This is a genomic window from Streptomyces sp. NPDC055239 (genome assembly GCF_053606205.1).
Window position 1 is genome coordinate 998,582 of record NZ_JBSGRD010000002.1, and the last position, 18,849, is coordinate 1,017,430.

The 18,849-nt window shown below is 71.0% G+C and carries 15 protein-coding genes; 7 read left to right on the forward strand and 8 right to left on the reverse strand.

Going from position 1 to position 18,849, the window contains the following annotated elements:
- Window positions 1-109: 109 nt before the first annotated feature.
- Window positions 110-979 (reverse strand): lipoyl(octanoyl) transferase LipB, encoded by an 870-nt coding sequence (gene lipB, locus ACWFRJ_RS10650; protein WP_453526890.1) that lies wholly within the window; start codon window positions 977-979, stop codon window positions 110-112.
- A 219-nt stretch (window positions 980-1,198) separates the two neighbouring features.
- On the opposite strand from lipB, the gene ACWFRJ_RS10655 reads away from it, so the two are divergent.
- Window positions 1,199-2,644 (forward strand): regulator, encoded by a 1,446-nt coding sequence (locus tag ACWFRJ_RS10655; protein WP_453526893.1) that lies wholly within the window; start codon window positions 1,199-1,201, stop codon window positions 2,642-2,644.
- Between the two features lie 83 nt (window positions 2,645-2,727).
- Here ACWFRJ_RS10655 and ACWFRJ_RS10660 read toward each other — a convergent pair whose 3' ends face one another.
- The 3 genes from ACWFRJ_RS10660 to ACWFRJ_RS10670 form a co-directional block, all read right to left on the reverse strand.
- Window positions 2,728-4,839: a family 20 glycosylhydrolase gene (locus tag ACWFRJ_RS10660; RefSeq protein WP_453526896.1), complete on the reverse strand. Its 2,112-nt coding sequence runs from the start codon at window positions 4,837-4,839 to the stop codon at window positions 2,728-2,730.
- A gap of 278 nt (window positions 4,840-5,117) precedes the next feature.
- Window positions 5,118-6,458 (reverse strand): NAD(P)/FAD-dependent oxidoreductase, encoded by a 1,341-nt coding sequence (locus ACWFRJ_RS10665; RefSeq protein ID WP_453526899.1) that lies wholly within the window; start codon window positions 6,456-6,458, stop codon window positions 5,118-5,120.
- Window positions 6,459-6,673: 215 nt separating this feature from the next.
- Window positions 6,674-7,609, reverse strand: coding sequence for a TIGR01777 family oxidoreductase (locus ACWFRJ_RS10670; protein WP_453526902.1), 936 nt, complete (start codon window positions 7,607-7,609; stop codon window positions 6,674-6,676).
- An 85-nt stretch (window positions 7,610-7,694) separates the two neighbouring features.
- Between ACWFRJ_RS10670 and ACWFRJ_RS10675 the strand changes: the two genes are divergently transcribed.
- Window positions 7,695-8,186, forward strand: a complete 492-nt coding sequence (locus ACWFRJ_RS10675) for an N-acetyltransferase family protein (protein ID WP_453526905.1) — start codon at window positions 7,695-7,697, stop codon at window positions 8,184-8,186.
- 115 nt (window positions 8,187-8,301) lie between these two features.
- On the forward strand, window positions 8,302-9,465 hold the full coding sequence (locus ACWFRJ_RS10680; RefSeq protein ID WP_453526908.1) for a PP2C family protein-serine/threonine phosphatase: 1,164 nt from the start codon (window positions 8,302-8,304) through the stop codon (window positions 9,463-9,465).
- Between the two features lie 22 nt (window positions 9,466-9,487).
- Here ACWFRJ_RS10680 and ACWFRJ_RS10685 read toward each other — a convergent pair whose 3' ends face one another.
- Window positions 9,488-10,192 (reverse strand): TetR family transcriptional regulator, encoded by a 705-nt coding sequence (locus ACWFRJ_RS10685; protein ID WP_453526911.1) that lies wholly within the window; start codon window positions 10,190-10,192, stop codon window positions 9,488-9,490.
- Between the two features lie 155 nt (window positions 10,193-10,347).
- Between ACWFRJ_RS10685 and ACWFRJ_RS10690 the strand changes: the two genes are divergently transcribed.
- Together ACWFRJ_RS10690 and ACWFRJ_RS10695 are read left to right on the forward strand one after the other, a co-directional pair.
- Entirely contained in the window at window positions 10,348-11,133 is a 786-nt protein-coding gene (locus ACWFRJ_RS10690) for an SDR family NAD(P)-dependent oxidoreductase (RefSeq protein WP_453526914.1), read from the forward strand.
- A 414-nt stretch (window positions 11,134-11,547) separates the two neighbouring features.
- Complete coding sequence (locus ACWFRJ_RS10695; protein ID WP_453527228.1) at window positions 11,548-12,219, forward strand: peptidoglycan recognition protein family protein; 672 nt, start codon at window positions 11,548-11,550, stop codon at window positions 12,217-12,219.
- Between the two features lie 90 nt (window positions 12,220-12,309).
- Here the strand turns inward: ACWFRJ_RS10695 and ACWFRJ_RS10700 are convergent, their stop codons facing one another.
- Window positions 12,310-12,834 (reverse strand): DUF4240 domain-containing protein, encoded by a 525-nt coding sequence (locus tag ACWFRJ_RS10700; protein WP_453527231.1) that lies wholly within the window; start codon window positions 12,832-12,834, stop codon window positions 12,310-12,312.
- A 157-nt stretch (window positions 12,835-12,991) separates the two neighbouring features.
- Here ACWFRJ_RS10700 and ACWFRJ_RS10705 point away from each other — a divergent pair, with 157 nt between their 5' ends.
- Both ACWFRJ_RS10705 and ACWFRJ_RS10710 read left to right on the forward strand, forming a co-directional pair.
- Window positions 12,992-13,957, forward strand: a complete 966-nt coding sequence (locus ACWFRJ_RS10705) for an SDR family oxidoreductase (RefSeq protein ID WP_453526917.1) — start codon at window positions 12,992-12,994, stop codon at window positions 13,955-13,957.
- Window positions 13,958-13,994: 37 nt separating this feature from the next.
- Complete coding sequence (locus ACWFRJ_RS10710) at window positions 13,995-14,966, forward strand: helix-turn-helix transcriptional regulator (RefSeq protein WP_453526920.1); 972 nt, start codon at window positions 13,995-13,997, stop codon at window positions 14,964-14,966.
- A 122-nt stretch (window positions 14,967-15,088) separates the two neighbouring features.
- Here ACWFRJ_RS10710 and aceE read toward each other — a convergent pair whose 3' ends face one another.
- Window positions 15,089-17,785: a pyruvate dehydrogenase (acetyl-transferring), homodimeric type gene (gene aceE, locus ACWFRJ_RS10715; RefSeq protein WP_453526923.1), complete on the reverse strand. Its 2,697-nt coding sequence runs from the start codon at window positions 17,783-17,785 to the stop codon at window positions 15,089-15,091.
- A gap of 313 nt (window positions 17,786-18,098) precedes the next feature.
- Entirely contained in the window at window positions 18,099-18,722 is a 624-nt protein-coding gene (locus tag ACWFRJ_RS10720; RefSeq protein ID WP_453526926.1) for a GntR family transcriptional regulator, read from the reverse strand.
- Between the last annotated feature and the right edge of the window lie 127 nt (window positions 18,723-18,849).

The window sequence follows — 18,849 nt, forward strand, 5'->3', positions numbered from 1 at the left end:
TGGGCTTACGCTCGGCCAACCTCTGGCCGACGGGGTGCATTCCCCACAGCCCCAGATGTCTGGATGGTTCCAGGCGGTTCTGAGCGGTTCTCGGTAGTTCTCAGCGGTTCTAGGCGGTCGCCTTCTCGGCTTCCGGATTCTCAACCGTCGTCGCGGCGGTCTTCTCGGGGCTCTGCGCGGGGCTCTGTGCGGGCTTCTCGACGATGCGCGGCTTGAGGTCCGCGTTCTCGAGGATGTCCCGCAGGTGTTTCTCGGCGACGGGCAGGATGTCGGCGATTGTGACCTCGCGGCCCAGTTCGTACGAGAGCGATGTCACGCCCGCGTCGCGGATGCCACACGGGATGATCTTGTCGAACGACGTGTTGTCCGGGTTCACGTTCAGCGCGAAGCCGTGCATCGTCACGCCCTTGGCCACGCGGATGCCGATGGCCGCGATCTTGCGGTCCTCGCGGCGCTGGCCGGCGTTGGACGGGGCGTACTCCGGGCCGTTGAACCGGGCGTCGAACTCGTCGTCCTGCGTCCGGGGGTCGAAGTCCAGGTCCAGGCCGCCGAGGGCCGGACGCTGTGACACCGGGTCGCCAAGGACCCATACGCCGCTGCGGCCCTCGACACGAGACGTCTCCAGGCCGAATTCCGCACACGTGCGGATAAGTGCCTCTTCCAGACGGCGTACGTGTGCTACGACGTCCACCGGGCGCGGCAGCTTCTGGATCGGATAACCCACGAGCTGTCCGGGGCCGTGCCAGGTGATCTTGCCGCCGCGGTCGACGTCGACGACGGGGGTGCCGTCCAGGGGGCGCTCGCTGGCCGCGGTGCGGCGGCCCGCGGTGTAGACCGGCGGGTGCTCAAGCAGCAGACACGTGTCCGGGAGGTCGTCGGCGAAGCGGGCGGCGTGCACGCGGCGCTGCTCGTCCCAGGCCTCCTGGTAGTCGACCGCGTCCGGGCCGAAGCCGAGCCGGACGAACTGAAACTCACTCACGGCAAGTGCCTCCCTAGAACCTGCACCGTGCATATATCGCGCCCCCAGCCACTGTACGGGCAGCGGATTCTCGTCAGTCCTCCGGTCAATCCTCACACGATCGGATGAATGCGGGTCGAAGGCCGCGATGCGGGCGGTGGGGGCCGCTACATTCACGCCGTTCACAGAGCCATAAGGGCTGCTCAAGCAACGCCCGAAAGGCAGGAGACCGCACAGCTGATGACGGAACGACCTCCGCAGCGCACCCCCAACCGCCAGCTAGCCGCGCTTATCTCAGAAGCCGGGTTCTCCAATGCGGGCCTCGCGCGCCGCGTCGATCAGCTGGGCCTCGAGCACGGTCTCGATCTGCGGTACGACAAGACGTCGGTGACCCGCTGGCTGCGCGGGCAGCAGCCGCGCGGCACCACCCCCGCCCTTATCGCAGAGGTCTTCACCCGGCGGTTAGGGCGCAGACTCTCCGCGCAGGATCTCGGGCTCGACGCGTGTGCGCCGGTGTACGCCGGGCTCGAGTTCGCGGCGAGCCCCGAAGAGGCGATCGACATCGTCGGTGGGCTCTGGCGCAAGGACTCCGGAAGCCAGGCCGAACTGCGCAAGATCGCGTTCACCCCGGCAGGGCTCGTCGTCCCCAGCAGAGACTGGCTGATCGGCCGCGCCGACGACCGGGTGGGGCGCGGTGACCAGGGACTGCACGGCGGCCGTGTGCCCACCCAGGGCCGCCCGGCCGTGCCCCGCCAGCGCAAGGAGCCCGAGCGGGGCGTCGGGGCGAGAGTGACGAGCGGCGACATCTCGGCCCTGCGCTCCGTCGGCGAGCTCTTCCGGGCGCTCGACCACGCGTACGGCGGCGGGCACGCCCGGCAGGCGCTCGTGCGCTATCTGGAGCACGAGGCCGAGCCGATGCTGCGCGGCACGTACGGCGAACAGGCCGGACGGCGGCTCTTCGGGGCCGCCGCCGACCTCACCCGGCTCGCGGGCTGGACCTCGTACGACATCGCGGCGCACGGCCTTGCCCAGCGGTACTACGTCCAGGCGCTGCGGCTCTCGCAGGCCGCGGGCGACCGCGCCTACGGCTCGTACGTCCTGATCACGATGAGCCGCCAGGCCGTCTACCTCGGGCACGGCAGGGAGGCGGTGCAGCTGGCGAGAGTGGCCCAGCAGGGCGTCGGATCGTCCGCGCCGCCCGTCGTACAGGCCCTGCTGCACTCGGTCGAGGCGCGGGGGCACGGAGTGCTCGGCGAGGTGCGGGCGTGCACGGCGTCGATGGTGCGCGCCGAGCGGGCCCTGGAGACGTCGCGGCCGGGTGACGAAGTCCCCTACTGGGCGCGGTTCTTCGACGAGGCGCAGCTCGCGGACGAGTTCGGGCACTGTCACCGGGACCTCCAGCAGTACCGCGTGGCCGCCCAGCACGCGGAGCGCTCGCTCCAGCTGCGCGCCCCCGGGTACGCCCGCAGTCGCCTGTTCTGCCGGGTGGTGCTCGCTTCCTCGCGCCTCGCCCTCGGCGAGCTGGAGCAGGCCTGTCAGCTGGGCGCCGAGGCGGCGCAGGCGGCGGGGGAGATGCGGTCGGTGCGGGCGATCGAGTACGTCCGCGACTTCGAGCGGCGCCTCGAGCCGTACCGCGACGCGGCGGCGGTGCGCGGGTATCGCGACCGGGTGGCGGCGTTGAGCTGACCGCCCGTCCCCGGTGGGCGCATGTGTAAGGGGCGGGCCTGCGCAGGTCCGCCCCTTACATGTGCGTCCTCAGGCGTACGCGTTCAGCGCAGACGCGCGACCTCCTGCGGGGTGAGCGCCTCGTCCCACGTGGTGAGTTCGTCCAGGTCACCGCGCAGGCTCGCCTTCTCCGTCCCGATGGAACGCAGCGGCAGCGGTACCGACGCCGCGACGGACCCGACCCGCTGACCGTCGGCGTACAAGGTGGTGCGCCCCGGAGTCGTCACCCACGTCAGCCGGGTCCAGCGGTCGAGCGGCAGCGTGTAGTCGAAGCTGAAGTCGGCCGCGCCGTACCGCGTGAAGCCGACCTTCCCGGTGCCGTGCTGCATCAGCTTCAGCGCGCCCGCCCTGGAGCTGAGCAGCACTTGGTCCGCGGTCCTGGCCGTCGGTCGGACCTGCACGGACGTGGTCCACGGCTCGGCGACGTCGAGACCGCCGAACCCCACACCGTCCCGGTCGGAGTCGAAGCGCCAGGCCTGGCCGCGCACACCTTCTACGGGGGTGGGGTTGTTGATGATGTAGGAGGTGCCGGGGAGGTCGCCCGCCACGTCCTCGGCGAAGATCGTGTTGCCGGGGCTGCCCGCGTACGTCCAGCCACTGGGGTACGACGCGTCGTCGAACGTCCAGTGGTGGCTCGGCCGGCCCTCGACCCGTGGCGGCACCGGCGTCGGCGTCGTGCCCGGAGGGTCGCCGATGCGGGCGGCGCGGGCCCTGAAGTCGGCGAGTGCGTCCGGCGTCGTGGTCCTGTTCCAGGTGCGGTCGGCGAGGATCGCGCGGGCGCCCGCCATGCTCTGCTCGAAGTAGCCGTCGTCGGCCCAGAAGTTGTAGTCGGCCCAGTTGGTGACGCCGGAGCCGAGCATGTCCGGGTCGGTGTTCGGGGCCCAGCTGTCGTACATCCAGGGCTCGTCCGGATACAGGTGGTGGTAGTTGTTCGGGGTGTCGTAGAACGGGCCGATGGCGATCTCGTCGTGCCCGGGGATCTCCGGTTCGGCGCCCGTGCCCTCCCAGGTGAGGAAGACGACCGGGTCGTGGACCTTCTGCTGGGGCGCGGCGAGATGTTCGGAGCCGTTGTAGACGGCCGTGCGCTTGCCGTGCGAAGCGACCACGTCGTCAAGGGTGTTGATGTAGCGGTTGAGGAGGTCGCCGAGCGTGGACACGTCGGGCGCGCTCGCCAGGTGGTCCTTCACGCGCGGGCACTCGGCGAGCTGCCCGGGGACCTCTTCCGCGCCGATCGAGAACAGTGGCGCGTCGAACCAGCCCGCGAACTCGTCGACGATCTCCTTCGACTTCGCGACCGCCTTGTCGCTGGTCATGTCGATGATCCAGTCGGGCGTGAGGTGCGAGTGCGTGTGCGCGCCCGTGCACGCTCCGGCGCCCGACCCGAAGCCGATGCCGAAGGCCTCACTGATCACGGTGGCGTGGCCGGGAAGTTCCAGGCCAGGCATCAACTGGACGTGGTGGCGGGCCGCGAAGGCCTTCAGACGCTCGATGTCGGCGCGGCTGTAACTGTGGTCCGGGTCGGCGAGGCCCGGGAACTTCGGGCTGTACAGGCGGAAGCCCTCGGACTCGGAGAGGTGCAGGAAGAGGGTGTTGAGCTTCTGGTCGCCCATCCTGCGGATCAGGTTCTCCAGGTAGGGGATCTTCCAGTACTTGCGGCCCGCGTCGAGGTGGACCATGCGGATCGCCTGCGCGGGACGGTCGGTGGAGCGGGCGCGGGGGACGGCGCGGTGGTCGTCGGCCGTGGCGCGCAGCAGTTGGAGGAGGGTGCGGGTGCCGTAGTAGAGGCCGTGGGTGGACGCGGCTTCGATACGGATCGGGCCCGCGCTGTCGAAGGTGTAACCCTCTGCGCCGAGCGCGCCCTCGGCAGTGAGTCCGAGTGTGATGTCGCCGTCGGCGGGGCGGCCCGTGGTGCGGCTGATCCGGGAGATGTGGGCGATCCGGGGCGTGATGCCGGTGACCTGCTCGATCTCCGTACGGAGCTGGGTGGCGAGCTTGCGTACGGACTGGCGTGCGGGGCCGGGGAATTCGCTGCGGCCCGAAGGGAGCGCGGTGGTGGATCCGGCGCGCGGGTCGATCAGGATGCGCGTGCGCTCGGTGAGTTTCGTACGGCCTTCGAGCGCGGTCCAGTCGGTGGGGCGGGGGACTACGGAGGGCACTGCGGCCTCCGTGGCGGTTGCGGTACTCGGCAAAGATAGACCTCCTATGAATAGGCCGAGGATGAGCGATATCACCGGCATGGTGCGACGCACGTGAGTCCTCCCGCGGCTTGGTGATCCGGTGGGACCGTAGCCGCGAGGTACCCGTGTGGCAAGGGGAGTTGCCGGGTTGCGTGAGAAGCGCAGGGAAGAGCAAAAGCTCTCGCGCAGGGCACAGAGGCTTCCAGGGGTGGCTTATAGGTCGGATGGGTGTGGACCGCGTGACGCCGCCGTTCGCATCAGGCCGCCATCGGTAGGCGGCCCGTCCCGTGCGCGGGGTCCACGCCGAGGTCGGCGAGCGCGGCCCGCGCCGCGCGGCGGCCCGAATACAGCGCGCCCTGCACCGTGCTGGTGTCCCGGTGGTCCCCGCACACGTAGAGCCCCGCGAGCAGCCGCACAGGGCGGCGCAGATCGTGCGGGGGCGGCATCGCGGGTACCGCATCACGGGTGTGGTGGACGGCGAGGGATTCCCAGCGGGCGGTCGAAGTGCCGTACAGCTCGGCGAGGTGGGCGAGGACGGCGCGCTCGTCCGGCGGCGGGCCGAGGACCGTCGACGAGATGAGAGCCCGGCCCGCGGGCGCGCGCGACGGGTCGACGTGGCTGACCACGGCCGTGTGCGCGACCGGCCCCGAACGGTCGGCGTCGAGCAGCAGCGCGGGCTCGGCGAGCGGCGGTTCGGGGGCCGCGTGGTGCAGCACTGTCACCTGGTGGAAGGGCGGCACGCGCAGACCGGGAAGGAGTTCGGCGGCGGCGCGGGCGTCGGTGGCCAGGAGGACGGCGCGGCAGGCCACTTCGCCGTGTTCCGCGGTCGTGACCGAGGTAGTGGAGACGGCGGTGACGCGTACGCCGGTACGCACCGTCCCCGGTGGCAGCGCGGCCGACAGAAGCTCGGGCAACACCTCGGCGCCGCCCTCGGGCAGGCACAGGCGGCCGCGCGCGAAGGAGCGCAGGGCGAGGTCGGCGCACCGGCTCGACGTCATCAGGTCCGGGTCGCAGAGGAGCGCCGAGAGCAGCGGGCGCAGGAAGCCGTTGACGGTGCGCGCGGGCAGGCCACGGGCGAAGAGGGCTTGTGACGCGGGGAGTTCGGGGCGGGTGAGGAGGCGCCTTGGGGGCGTCGCCGCGAGTCTGGCGAGTGCCGCGCCGAGACGGGCCTGGTCCAGGGCGCCGCCGAGAGGGGCCGCGTGGGGCGTGGTCCGTGCCGTTCGCGGGCCTCTGGGGGCGCTTGCCAGAGCGCGCGCAGCGGTCAGTGCGCCCCTCGCGCGCCGGGAGGTCGTGGGCTCGACGGCGCGGTGGTGCCGGCCGTCGCTGTGCACCAGGACGCCGGGCGCGAAGGGCCGCAGTACGAGTGCGTCGAGCCCCGGCGTGTTGCGCAACTCGGGATAGGACGTGGTGAGCAGCTGCCCGGTCCTGTCGAGCCGGAACCCGTCGACCTTCTCCGTCGACATGCGTCCGCCGACGTAAGGAGCGGCTTCCAGGACGACGGTCGTTACACCGGCACTGGTCAGCTGGTGGGCGGCCGACAGCCCCGCGACCCCCGCTCCCACGATGACGACATCCGCATGCTGCGCAGGCTCTGGCACGTGCCCCTCCCCGAGGTAGCGCGGCTGCTGGGGACGTCATGCCCTCAACAGGGCTTCGGAATCACCGAGTACCGCACGAGGGTAGGAGTGATGACGGCCGGTGGCAGTCGCGCATCGACCGAGCACGGTCGCACGCCGGTCGCACACAGCGCGGTTTGCGGCGATTCCGTTTGCCACAGTGCCGTTCACCGCGGTGCCGCTGACCGAAGTGCCGTCTACCGAAGTGCCGCGCGGATCGACTCCTCGATGCCCGGGAAGGCGAACGAGAACCCCGACTCCAGGAGCCGCGTCGGCAGGACCCGCTGGCTGCCGAGCACGTCACCGGCCATCTCGCCGAGCACGACGCGCAACGCGGGCGACGGGGCGGTGAAGAGCGTGGGCCGGTGCAGCACCCGCCCCATCGCGGCCGTCACCTCCCGGTTGGTGAGCGGGTCGGGCGCCGTCAGATTGACAGGACCTGAGAGCGACTCCGTGTCGAGCAGGTGCCGCAGCGCGGCCACCGCGTCGTGCAGCGAGATGTAGCTCCAGTACTGACGGCCGTTGCCGAGGCGCCCGCCGAGCCCCGCCTTGAAGAGCGGGAACATCCGCCCCCAGGCCCCGCCCTCGCTCGCCACCACCAGGCCGTTGCGCGCGAAGACCGTGCGGATGCCCGCTTCGTGTGCCGCGGCCGCCGCGCCTTCCCACTCCACGCACAGGGAGGGCAGGAAGCCCTCTCCGGCAGGGGCGCTCTCGTCCACCGCACGCTGACCGGTGTCTCCGTAGTAGCCGATCGCGCTCGCGCACAGGAACACCCGCGGCGGCTCGTCCAGCGAGGTCACCGCCTCCGCGAGCGCCGATGTGCCGAGCACCCTGCTGTCACGGATCTCCTTCTTGTAGGCGGCGGTCCAGCGGTGGTCGCCGACCCCGGCTCCCGCGAGGTTGACGACCGCGTCGCAGCCCGCGAGCCCCGCCGTGTCGACGTACCTCTCCTTGGGGTCCCATCGCACCTCGTCCTTCGTACGAGGTGCCCGGCGCACGAGCCGCACCACCTCGTGACCGTCGTCGGCGAGGGCGCGGGTCAGCGCCGTTCCGATGAGACCGGACGCACCGGCCACGGCGATACGGGAGCGTCGCGCGGAGGGGACTGACTGTTCGGACTCGGTGGACTCCATGCCGCCATCCTGCCCCGGAATCCCGCGGAGAGCCGAGAGTGCGGTGAGCGGAGAGCCGCGAGGCGTCCGTCGTACAGTGACGCCCATGCCGGACACGCACATACGTACCGCCCTGCCGGACGACGAAGAAGTACTCAGCCGCATCGACCGCGCCACCTGGTCCACCCTGCACGCGGTACAACCGGCTCCACAGCTCCCGTACCCGCCGTTCTTCACGGACCGCTTCGGCCCCCGCGACCACTTGGTCGCCGAGCGGCACGGCGTGGTCGTCGGCTACATACGGCTCGGTTTCCCCACGTCCCTGCTCGCCAACGCCCACGTGCGCCAGATCCTCGGCCTGGCCGTCGCGGACGAGGCACGCGGCGAGGGAGTGGGCCGCCGCCTGGTCAGGGCCGCGGTGGATGAGGCCCGCCGCCAGGGTGCTCGGCGCATCACGCTGAGAGTGCTCGGCCACAACACTCTGGCCCGGACGCTCTACGAGTCCGAGGGCTTCGTGGTCGAGGGGGTGCTGCCGGGCGAGTTCTTCCTCGACGGCTCGTACGTGGACGATGTGCTGATGGGGCGCGTGCTCATCTGACACCCTGGAGGCCTGCCCGACCCCCGTTCGGGGTTCGGCACCCGACGGACCGGCCCGGCGTGCGGCGGGCACGCGCGCGTAGGAGCGTAAGAGGTCGACCGGAAGGAGCGAACCGATGTTCAGGGTCGCTGCTGCCAGTCGACGGGACAGGGACGAGCCGGGCTGGCTGCGCGGCGCGCCGCCACCCCACTGGGTGCGCTGGCCTCCGCCCGCACTCCTTGCCGTCCTGTCCGTCATCCAGCTGTCCACTCCGGAGACGATCGACCTCAGCTTCCTGCTCGCCGCCGTGCCGCCGCTCGCCGCACTGTCGTACGGCGCGTCGGCCACGGCCCTCTTCGGCGGCACGGCGGTGCTGCTCCTCTCCCTGCCGGGCTTCGGACTCGGCCGCCCCGGGAGCAGCGATCTGCTGACCGTCACCTTCGTGGCGCTCCTGAGCATCGTGTTCGCCTGGGTACGCAGTCGGCGCGACGCCCAGCTCGTCACCGTCCGCACCGTCGCGGAGGCCGCCCAGTTCGCCGTCCTCCCGCCGCTGCCGGAGCGCGTGGGTCCGGTGCGCTGCGCGGGGCTCTACCGTGCGGCACAGGGCGGGACCCTGGTCGGCGGCGATCTCTTCGACGTACGCAAGGGGCCCCACGGAGTACGCGCCCTGGTCGGTGACGTGCAGGGGCACGGTCTCGCGGCCGTCGGTACGGTCGCCGCGCTGCTCGGCGCCTTCCGAGAGGCGGTGCTCGACCAGCCCGACCTGGAGGGCGTCGCCGCTCGGCTCGACCGGCGCCTGGTGGTCGACTCCGAGCAGGCCGAGCACGCCGAACTCTTCGCCACCGCCGTGCTCCTGGAGTTCCGTGACGACGCCCCCGAGCTGCGGATCGTCTCCTGCGGCCACCCGCCCCCGCTGCTGTTGCGCGGCGGCGCCGTCGAGGAGCTCACCGTGGCGCCGGGTGCGCCGCTCGGCCTGGGGATCGCCGGTGTCGCCCCGCCCGAAGAGGTGACCCTGACCCTGAAACCCGGCGACCGGCTGCTCGTGGTGACCGACGGAGTGACCGAGGCGCGGAACGCTTCTGGTGTCTTCTACCCGCTGACCGAGCGCCTCGCCGTGCTCTGCGTCGACCTGCTGGACGACCCGGCGGCGCTGACCTCCGCGGTGTGGGCGGACCTGATGCGGTTCTGCGGCGGGGTCGGGGACGATGTGGCGCTGCTGGCGTTCTCGTTGGATCTGGACGTGGGCCTGGACCCGGGCCTGGAGCGGGAACTGGACCTGGAGCCGGATCCGGAGTTGTAGGGGGGAGTGGTGGGCGGCTGCCTCAGCCGTCACCGCGATCGGCGGCCAGGAGCCGCAGCCCGCCCGTCAGCTCGCGCAGGCAGCGCACCGCCAGGACGGCGGGGGAGCCGGGGCCTTCGGTGGGCGCGTCCGTGGCGGCCCAGGTCTCCAGGGCCAGGCGGATGGCGTCCGTGGCGGCGGCGGCCGCCAGCCGTACGTCAAGTGCGTCGGCGTCGTCCCCGGCCAGGCGGGCGAGCACGGGCACGAGCTGCTCCTCGGACTCCTGGTTCACGCGGTACCAGACGGCGCGCAGCGCCGGATCGTCCTGTGCGGCGCGCAGCAGGCCGCGGGTCGACTCCAGGGACTCGGCCGCGCGGTCGTCCGCCGCGGTCAGCGCGTCGGCGATGGACCGCTCAAGGGCCGTCGGCACGCCATCGGCCGGATCGAGGTCGGCCAGGTGGGCCCGCCACTCGGCGGCGCCGCCCGCGAGGAGCGGCGCGACCGCGTCCTGCTTGTTGCGGAAGTACCGGTAGAAGGTGCGCAGCGCCACCCCGGCCCGGCCCGCGATCTCCTCGGCCGTGGTGCCGTCAGGGCCGCGCTCGGCGAAGAGCTCGGCCGCGGCGCGGGCGATGTCGAGCTGCGTGGCCGCCTTGCGGCGCTCGGTCAGCGACGGTTGCGGGGGCTGTGAGGACTGCGAGGACGGCGGAGGTTGCGGGGACTGCGGGGGCTGCGACCGGTGGGTGCTCACCCTCGCAGCCTACGCGCGATCATCACCCTGATACATGAATTGTCGGCATGGCAAAACGTGCCAGAGAGGCGTACATTGAAATCAGATCGGGAAGGTCGGATCCATGGGCGAACCCATGGCGGATCCGGGAGCCCGGAGTTGATCGGAGGCATTTCATGAACCGTTACGCAGGCCGTCGCGCACTCATCACCGGCGGTGGCTCGGGCATCGGACAGGCCACCGTTCTCCGGCTCCTCGATGAGGGCGGCAAGGTCGTCGCCGCCGACGTCAGCGAGGCGGGGCTGAAGGACACCACGGAGAAGGCGGGCGCCGCGGCCGACCGCCTCACCACGCTCGTGGTCGACATCTCGGACGAGGCATCGGTGCGCGAGGGCGTCGCCGCCGCCGTCACCGCGCTCGGCGGCCTGGACGTCCTGGTGAACGCGGCGGGCGTGCTCCGCTCCTCGCACACGCACGAGACCAGCCTGGATTCCTTCAACCACGTCATCCAGATCAACCTGGTCGGTACGTTCCTGGTGATCCGCGAGGCCATCCCGGCGCTGCTCGACGGCGACGACCCCGCCGTCGTCAACTTCAGCTCCACCTCCGCGATGTTCGCCCACCCGTACATGGCCGCGTACGCGGCCAGCAAGGGCGGCATCCAGTCCATGACGCACGCGCTGGCCGCCGAGTACGGCAAGCAGGGGATCCGGTTCAACTCCGTCCAGCCCGGCTCCATATCCAGCGGCATGACCGACGGCAGCGGCGCCAGCAAGCAGAGCGTCGGCCCCGGCCTGCCCGAGGACGCCGACATGAGCCTGTTCGTGAAGCTGGCCCCGGCCATGGGTCAGGGCTTCGCGGGGCCGGAGTCCGTGGCTTCCGTGGTGGCCCTGCTCGGCTCGCGGGACGGCAAATTCATCACCGGCACCGAGGTCCGGGTCGACGGCGGCACCCACTTCTGAGCTGCCTCTGAGCTGCCTCTGAGCCGCTTCTGAGCTGCTTCTGAGCTCCGGTTCACCCCAGCTCCGGTTCACCCGACCGGCGGATGGCCGATCGCGGGTGGTGCGGGTGGGGCGGAGAGTCGGACCATGCGTGTCCTCCGTCGAGAGTCCGGGGCGCGCGTGCCCTCGGAGGCGCGTGCGGCGGGCCGTGTCGCCCGAGCGGCGCTGTGCTGCCTGCCCGGCGCCGTGGCCGTGGGGCTTCTGCTGATGTGCGCGCTGTTCGTGGGACCCGGGACATCGGGCGATTCGGGGCGGGCGGGCGACAGCTCGGCGGCCCTCGCCGGGCGCTCCGGGCGCTCCGGAGTCGCTGGGTTCTCCGGGCTCTCCGGGCTCTCCGGGTTCGCCGAATACTCCGGGCTCGACGAGCCGGCAGGTGTGACCGGGCGGCGCTCCGAGATGCCGGCGGCCGCGGCGCCGGTGCGGCGGACGGTGGGGCATTCGGCGCCGCGACCCCGCGTCGTGCCGCGCACCGAGTGGCTGCCCGCCGCGGTGCGGCAGCAGCCGCCCGCGCGGTACGCCGACCGGGTCCGGGCGGTGTTCGTGCACCACACGGACTCGCCGAACGGCTACGACTGCGGCGACGTCCCGCGCATCATCCGCTATCTGTACGCCGGTCAGACCGAGGGGAGGCAGTGGGACGACATCGGCTACAACTTCCTCGTCGACCGGTGCGGGACCATCTACGAGGGGCGTGCGGGCGGCATGGACCGTGCCGTGGTCGGGGCGCACACGCAGGGCTTCAACCGGGGGTCGGTGGGGATAGCGGCGATAGGGACGTTCACGGAGGGGGTGCCCGTTCCCAAGGCGGTGACCGATGCCGTGGCGGCGCTGGTGGCGTGGAAGCTGGGGCTCGCGGACGTGGACCCGCGTTCCACGGTGCGGCTCGTGTCCTCGAACAGCCTCAGCAAGTACGAGAAGGGGACGAGCGGCCGGTTCAGCGCGGTGTCCGGGCACAACGACGGCTACTACACCCAGTGTCCGGGGGCGGCACTGACGTCAGCGCTCCCCGCGATCAGGGAAGCGGCGGCACGGTTGCAGGGCCGATAGGAGAAGTCGCTGAACGCCCTGTACTGCCCTGCCCCGCCCCCGCCCTGCCCTGCCCCGCCCCCGCCCTGCCCTGCCCCGCCTCGCCTCGCCTCAGTCGACCTCGCCGAAGCGTTCCCGCAGCTTGGGGTAGAGCCGGGCCATCGCCGCTTCGTCCTCGAAGGCGAGCGGCGTGCCCTCCGGCTCGGCCGGGGCGGGAGCGATGCCGAGGTCGGGGGAGACGACGCCGGTGAGCTGCTCGTAGGCCTCGTCCGCCGCGTAGCCGAGCTCCTCGCCGTCGCCGTCGATCTCCTCGTCGAAGTCGTCGAGGAGATCCGCGAGCGAGTCGGGGTCGTGCAGGGCTCCCTCGAAGACCTCACGCCCCTGGCCGATCAGCCAGCAGCGGAAGTAGTCGAAGGCGTCGTCGCTCGCGCCGCCGAGGATGATCCAGGCGGCACCCCAGAGGTCCCAGCGGTACGCACGGTTGTAGCGCGCCTCGAAGTGACGGGCGAAGTCGAGCACCATCTCCGGCTCCAGCTCGAGCAGCTTCTCTGTGAGCAGGTCGGCGTGGTCCTCGGGGTCGCCCTCGGCGGCCACGCGGGTGCGGTCCACGATCTCCCAGAACTCCGTCTCGTCCATCACGGGACAAGCATCGGCCCTGGGGGGTGCGTACGCACGCGGAGTGCGGCGGATGCGGCCCTCTCGTTATGCGTGCACATGCCCATGGAAAACCCGACAGCAGATGTCGGTATTGAGTGGCAGCCTCCAGAACATGGAGAGCAAGGAGAGCAAAGACATGGAGAACACCCCCAGCATCCCCGCACCCGCGCAGTCCCTGACCGGGAAAGTCGCCCTCGTCGCCGGTGCCACCCGTGGCGCGGGCCGGGCCATGGCCGTGGAGCTGGGCCGTGCCGGAGCCACCGTCTACGCGACGGGACGCACGACCCGCGAGCGCACCAGCGAGGTCGGCCGCACCACGGAGACCATCGAGGAGACCGCGGAACTCATCACCGCGGCGGGCAGGGAAGCAGGCGGAACGGGCACCGGGATCGCCGTGCCCACCGATCACCTGGAGCCCGAGCAGGTCGAGGCCCTCGTCGAGCGGATCGACCGGGAGCAGGGCCGTCTGGACATCCTGGTCAACGACATCTGGGGCGGCGACGTCCACGTCGAGTGGGACAAGAAGATGTGGGAGCACGACCTCGACAAGGGGCTGCGCCTGATGCGCCTGGGCATCGAGACCCACATCGTCACCAGCCGCTACGCGCTGCCGCTGCTCATCAAGAACCCCGGCGGCCTGGTCGTCGAGGTCACCGACGGGACCGAGGAGTACAACGGCCCCAACTACCGCAAGCCCTTCTACTACGACCTCGCCAAGTCGGCCCCGCTGCGGATGGCGCGCGGCCTCGCCGAGGAGCTCAAGGAGTACGGCTGCACGGCGCTCTGTCTGTCCCCCGGCTGGCTGCGCTCCGAGTTCATGCTCGACACGGCCTTCAGCGTGACGGAGGAGAACTGGCAGGAGGCCTGCGAGCAGAACCCGCACTTCGCGATCTCCGAGACCCCGACATTCGTGGGCCGGGCCCTGGTCGCGCTCGCCTCCGACCCCGAAGTGGCCCGCTGGAACGCGGCGTCGCTCTCCAGCGGCGGCCTCGCCAAGGAGTACGGCTTCACGGACATCGACGGTTCGGCGCCGGACGCCTGGCGCTACATCACGGAGGTGGACCAGGAGAGCAAGACCGCCGACGTCACGGGCTACCGGTAATCGCCTGCGGCCCAGAGGCTGACGGCATCATGGGGACATGCGCGCTGCACGCCTGATCAAGATGGTGCTTCTCCTCCAGGCCCGCCCCTCCATGACCGCCGCCGAGCTCGCGGGTGAGCTCGAAGTGTCCGAGCGGACCATCACCCGCGACGCCCAGGCGCTCTCGGAGGCCGGAGTCCCGGTGTACGCGGACCGGGGGCGGACCGGCGGCTACCGGCTCATCGGCGGCTACCGCACCCGGCTCACCGGCCTCGGACGCAGCGAGGCGGAGGCCCTCTTCCTGTCCGGAGTGCCGGGCGCGCTGCGGGAGATGGGCCTGGAGGACGCGTCGTCGGCGGCCCGCCTGAAGGTGTCGGCGGCGCTGATGCCCTCGCTGCGGGACGCCTCGCAGAACGCGTCGCAGCGATTCCACCTGGACGCGCCGGGATGGTTCAAGGAGACATCGGCGCCCGAACTGCTGCCCCCGCTGGCCGATGCGGTGTGGGACGACCGGCTCGTCACCGCCCGCTACCGGCGCAAGGACACGGAGGTGGAACGGGAGCTGGAGCCCTACGGCCTCGTGCTCAAGGCCGGTGTCTGGTACCTGTGCGCGCGGGTGCCCGGAACCGGTTCGTTCCGGGTGTACCGCATCGACCGGTTCACCGCGATCGCGGGCGGCGCGGACCGCTTCGTACGCGACGAGGAGTTCGATCTGCCGGGCTTCTGGGAGGAACGGGCCGCGCAGTTCGCACGGGGGATCCTGCGGTCCGAGGTCGTGGTGCGGCTCTCGGAGGCGGGCGTACGGCAGCTTCCGTACACCACCGACTCCGCGTCCACGCGCGAGGCACTGGAGACCGCGAGCGCCCCGGACGACGAGGGCTGGGTGACGCTCACCCTCGCCGTGGAGAACGAAATGGTCGCGTACACCCAGCTCATGTCACTGGGCCCGGAGGCGGAGGTGCTGGCTCCGCAAGCTCTCAGGGAGCGATTCGCGGAAGCAGCAGCACAGATGGCCAACCGCTACGAGTAGCGGCAATCGGGCCGGTGGGCGGGATAACATCCGCCGCGAAGCGGGGGTTCACAAGCGCACCCGCACACGGGAACGGGCCCCTGCCACAAAGGCAGAGACCCGTACCCGCATCAGGCCGAAGGCTACAGACCGTACTTGGCCCGAGCCTCCTTCACCGCCGAAGCGGGCACCTCGCCCCGCCGCGCCAGCTGCGCGAGAGCGGCGACGACGATGGACTCCGCGTCGATGCCGAAGTGGCGACGCGCCGCGTCACGCGTGTCGGAGAGGCCGAACCCGTCCGCGCCGAGCGACGAGTAGTCCTGCTCGACCCACTGCGCGATCTGGTCGGGAACCTGCCGCATGTAGTCGGAGACGGCGAGCACGGGACCCTGCGCACCCTCAAGGGCGCTGCGCACGTAAGGAGTCTGCTCCTCGCCGCGCAGGATCGCCTCGTCCGCCTCAAGGGCGTCGCGGCGCAGCTCGGTCCAGGAGGTCGCGGACCACACGTCGGCGGCCACACCCCACTCCTCGGCGAGCATCTTCTGCGCGGAGAGCGTCCAGTGGATGGCCGTACCCGAACCGATCAGCTGGATGCGCGCGGCGTTGGCGGCGGGGGAGTGCCCCGCGGTCTCGGCCGTGTTGAAGCGGTACAGACCGCGCACGATGCCCTCGTCCACACCCGCGGGCTTCGCGGGCTGCGGCATCGGCTCGTTGTAGACGGTGAGGTAGTAGAAGACGTTCTGGTCCTCACCGGGGGCCGCCTCGCCGTACATCCGGCGCAGACCGTCCTTGACGATCGCCGCGACCTCGTAGGCGAACGCGGGGTCGTACGACATGGCGGCGGGGTTCGTCGCGGCGATCACCGGAGAGTGGCCGTCCGCGTGCTGCAGACCCTCACCCGTCAGCGTCGTACGACCGGCGGTGGCGCCGACGAGGAAGCCGCGGCCGAGCTGGTCGCCGAGCTGCCACATCTGGTCGGCGGTCCGCTGCCAGCCGAACATCGAGTAGAAGATGTAGAAGGGGATCATCGCCTCGCCGTGCGTCGAGTACGACGACGAAGCGGCGATGAAGTCCGCCATGGAACCGGCCTCGGTGATCCCCTCGTTGAGGATCTGGCCGTCCTTGGCCTCCTTGTAGTACATCAGCTGGTCGCGGTCGACCGGCTCGTACGTCTGGCCCTTGGGCGAGTAGATGCCGAGCGAGGGGAAGAGCGACTCCATGCCGAAGGTGCGCGCCTCGTCGGGGACGATCGGCACCCAGCGCTTGCCGGTCTCCTTGTCCCGTACGAGGTCCTTGACCAGGCGTACGAGGGCCATGGTCGTCGCCATCGACTGGCTGCCGGAGCCCTTGTCGAACGCGGCGAACGACTTGTCGGCCGGGGCGGGCAGCGGCGCGAGCGGCTGCGTGCGACGGGCCGGGGCAGGACCGCCGAGGGCGGCACGGCGCTCCTGGAGGTAGCGGACCTCGGGGGCGTCGGCACCCGGGTGGCCGTAGGGCACCTGGCCGTCGACGAACGCGCTGTCCGGGATCGGCAGCTCGAGCAGGTCGCGCATGTCCTTGAACTCGTCCACCGTGAGCTTCTTCATCTGGTGGTTGGCGTTCTTGGACTCGAAGCCCTTGCCGAGCGTGAAGCCCTTGACCGTCTGCGCGAGGATCACGGTCGGCGCGCCCTTGTGGGTGAGCGCCGCACGGTAGGCCGCGTAGACCTTGCGGGCCTCGTGGCCGCCGCGCGAGAGGTGGAAACACTCGCTGATCTTGTCGTCGCTGAGCAGCTTGCCGAGCTCGACGAGCGCGGGCTCGGCGCCGAAGAAGTGCTCGCGGATGTAGGCGGCGTCGCGCGTCGCGTACGTCTGGAACTGCGCGTCCGGCACCTCGCGCAGGCGGCGGACCAGGGCGCCGCTCGTGTCGAGCTTGAACAGCTCGTCCCAGGCGTTGCCCCACAGGACCTTGATGACGTTCCAGCCGGCGCCGCGGAACTGGGCCTCAAGCTCCTGCACCACGCGGAAGTTGGCGCGGACCGGGCCGTCGAGGCGCTGCAGGTTGCAGTTGATGACGTACGTGAGGTTGTCGAGACCCTCACGCGCGGCGAGCGCGAGGGCTGCCGTCGACTCGGGCTCGTCCATCTCGCCGTCACCGAGGAACGCCCACACGTGCGAGGCGGAGACGTCCTTGATGTTGCGGTTGGTGAGGTAGCGGTTGAAGCGCGCCTGGTAGATGGCGGAGAGCGGGCCGAGGCCCATCGACACCGTCGGGAACTCCCACAGCCAGGGCAGACGGCGCGGGTGCGGGTAGGACGGCAGGCCGTTGCCACCCGCCTCCTGGCGGAAGTTGTCGAGCTGCGTCTCGTTCAGACGGCCGTCGAGGAAGGCGCGGGCGTAGATGCCGGGGGAGGCGTGGCCCTGGATGTAGAGCTGGTCGCCGGAGCCGTCCCCCTCCTTGCCCTGGAAGAAGTGGTTGAAGCCGGTCTCGTACAGCCAGGCGGCGGAGGCGAAGGTGGCGATGTGGCCGCCCACTCCGTGTTTGCTGCCCCGGGTCACCATCGCGGCCGCGTTCCAGCGGTTCCACGCGGCGATGCGCTGCTCCAGCGCCTCGTCGCCCTCGACCGCCGGCTCGGCGGAGGTGGGGATGGTGTTGACGTAGTCGGTCTCAAGGAGCTTGGGCAGCGCCAGGCCCGCGCCCTCGGCGCGCTCCAGCGTGCGCCGCATCAGGTATGCGGCACGGTGCGGCCCGGCCGCCTGGGTAACGGCGTCCAGGGAGGCCTGCCATTCGGCGGTCTCCTCGGGGTCGCGGTCCGGGAGCTGGTCGAGCTCGCTCGGCTGGATTGCGGAGGGGTCGGTCATGTCGCCGCCTTCCTGAGTCGGAGGGGGTCCCCTGTTCGGTAAGGGGTGGGGGTGCCCTAGGTCTTTGGCAGGACAGGGCGTGAGGCTCGGGTGAGAGCCCGTCGAAGACTGTAACTCCGTGATCGATGATCGATCAAAGGGTTGAAGACGAAAATTCCTTCATATTCAGAAAGTAGGCATCCGGTGCCAACAAATCGGGCACGCGGTGCCTTCGATTTGAAGGGTCGATGCGGGGATCTTCGCAGGTGGGAGCACGTATGAGCGGGACGGCTACGGATGAGCGCGAGCTCCCGGAGCGGCCCTGTGGAAGAGGTCAGGGGCGCGGCGCGCAGCCCAGGACATGGGCCTTCACCAGCTCCGCGATCGCGGGATCCCGGCTCCGGAAGGCGGACACGAGCGCCTCGTGCTCCTCCGCGTACGACTGCTGCACCGTCCCGAGCCACCGGATCGAGAGCGCCGTGAAGACCTCGATGCCCAGGCCCTCCCAGGTGTGAAGCAGCACGGAGTTGTCGGCGGCCCGCACCAATTCCCGGTGGAAACCGACCGTGTGCCGCACCTGAGAGGTGCCGTCGGCGGTCCGGTCGGCCTCGTACAGGGCGGCGACATGGGGCTCGAGGGCCGAGCAGTCCTCGGCCAGGCTCTCCGCAGCCAGCTCGGCGGCGATCGCCTCAAGACCCGCACGGACGGGGTAGCTCTCCTCCAGGTCCGCCGCGGTCAAGTTGCGTACGCGTACGCCCTTGTTGGGCGCCGACTCGATGAGCCGCAGCGTCTCCAGCTCCCGTAGGGCTTCGCGTACGGGCGTCTGCGAGACCTCCAGCTCCACGGCGATCCGCCGCTCCACGATCCGCTCGCCCGGCTGCCAGCGCCCGCTGACGATCCCCTCCACGATGTGCTCGCGGATCTGTTCGCGCAGCGAGTGAACGACGGGCGCGGTCATGTGGGCTCCTCCGGCGGGGGCGGGCCCCCAGGGCGTTGTGACCCCTAGACAATACGGCGACGCCCCCGCTCGGAAACCTCCGAACGGGGGCGTACGCACTGATGAGACGAGTCTTACAGCCCTGGGG